The organism is Desulfovibrio sp. 1214_IL3152, assembly GCF_036763055.1.
Taxonomy (GTDB): domain Bacteria; phylum Desulfobacterota; class Desulfovibrionia; order Desulfovibrionales; family Desulfovibrionaceae; genus Desulfovibrio.
On sequence record NZ_JBAIYW010000580.1, the window covers coordinates 1 to 1,409 of the forward strand.

Annotated in this window: 1 protein-coding gene and 2 pseudogenes; 1 reads left to right on the forward strand and 2 read right to left on the reverse strand. The window is 60.2% G+C overall.

Annotated elements, in window-relative coordinates:
* Together V6C07_RS12200 and V6C07_RS12205 are read right to left on the reverse strand one after the other, a co-directional pair.
* Positions 1-342 (reverse strand): annotated as a pseudogene (locus tag V6C07_RS12200) (aminotransferase class I/II-fold pyridoxal phosphate-dependent enzyme); the annotation flags it as partial.
* A 108-nt stretch (positions 343-450) separates the two neighbouring features.
* On the reverse strand, positions 451-681 hold the full coding sequence (locus V6C07_RS12205) for a hypothetical protein (RefSeq protein WP_333536750.1): 231 nt from the start codon (positions 679-681) through the stop codon (positions 451-453).
* Between V6C07_RS12205 and V6C07_RS12210 the strand changes: the two are divergent.
* A pseudogene (locus V6C07_RS12210) lies at positions 673-1,409 on the forward strand (acyltransferase domain-containing protein); the annotation flags it as partial. The gene V6C07_RS12205 and the pseudogene V6C07_RS12210 overlap by 9 nt on opposite strands.

A 1,409-nucleotide genomic window follows, 5' to 3' on the forward strand; every position in this document is an offset into this window, starting at 1 on the left:
GCGCTCGCCGCCCACAAGGCGGCTGGCTCCGGCGGAAGTTCCGTACACGGCGGCGGCTTCGGCGACGACCTCGGTTATTTCCGGATGGGCGTTGATATCCAAATAGTCGTAGGTGGAAAAGTTCAGATATTCCTTGCCTTCAATAAGCGTAGTGGCCTTGGCCGCGCGCTCGTGGCAAAGAAAAAGAGGATTCTCCATCCCCATCTTGGCTCCCATCTCCACAAGCCGGTCAAAGGCGAGCTTGGAACGCATGCGGCTGAAACCGCCGGCGGAGCTTTCAGTAGCGGAAGCGGCCGTTGATGCCGCCTCTTTTCCGGCCTGACAGGAATGGTCTTTCTTCATGCCTTGTCCTCTTAATTTGTCCAAAAAACGCGCCTGTCCACACCCTGCGGCGAGCCGCCGGGCACGAAGCGCAACTTTGTAAGGATTCAGTATAGCCAAAGCGCGAAACTATGGCAAGTGCGGAATGGCAAATACACACCAGGCCACAAAACCGGCAGCCTGCAAGGATTCAGGGAGTTGAGACGGCTCCGGCGCGGGATTTTCCGGCGTATATTTACCGTCGGACTTCTGGACAAGCACCCCGATATACCCTAACATGATGCCCTTAGCCGATCTGAGATCACGGTTCGGCCCTTTTTGACCAACCGCGCTCCACAGGCTTTGAATTTTATGCAGCAAGACCCTGCTCCTCAATACGGTAAAAACCGTACAACGCAAAGTTCCGTTCTTCCCGGCGGCCTGCTCGTTGCGTCGTTTCCTTGCGTCACGTTCTCGCCTCCCACCCCGGAAGATTCCGGCCTGGCGCAGCAAAGCGTCCCCGCAGGGCAGGTCTGCGCCCAAACCCTGGCCCGCCGATGCTTTGACTGGCTGACCCATGTGGAAAATCCCGGCCCCGTCATGCTCTGGCTTTGCTGGAACGAGCGGGAAACTCCCGCCTCGGTGGCGCAACCTCTGACCCTGGCCCTTGAGGGACTGCAGAACCTCTGGCGCATGGGTCCGGTCAGACTGCAATGCGAACCCTTCTCGCCCGGCCTTGTGCAGGAAGCCGAAAATCTTTTGCGCCACATGCCGCAAGAAGGCAGCAGGCCGGCTGAAGGCCACGACGAAAGCACGCCCGAAACACCGCCCAAAAGCCCTATGGGGGCAGACCTGGCCTTGCAGCCCCAGGCAGGGCGCGTACCGACCGTTCTCCTGCTGGATTTCACGGTTGATGAAGAAGGCAGGCTGCATTGCCTGCCCCTGCTGCTGCGCCTGCCCGAGCTTACCCCGCCCTGCTGCGACATGCTTAAATGCCGCAAAAACCCGTCCCGCGACATGCCGGAACAAACGGAAACCATGCCCCACGCAGCCCCCGCGCTTCGGCAGCAGCCCGCAGCGGGCGTCACTGCCGCCTATACCGCACCTGA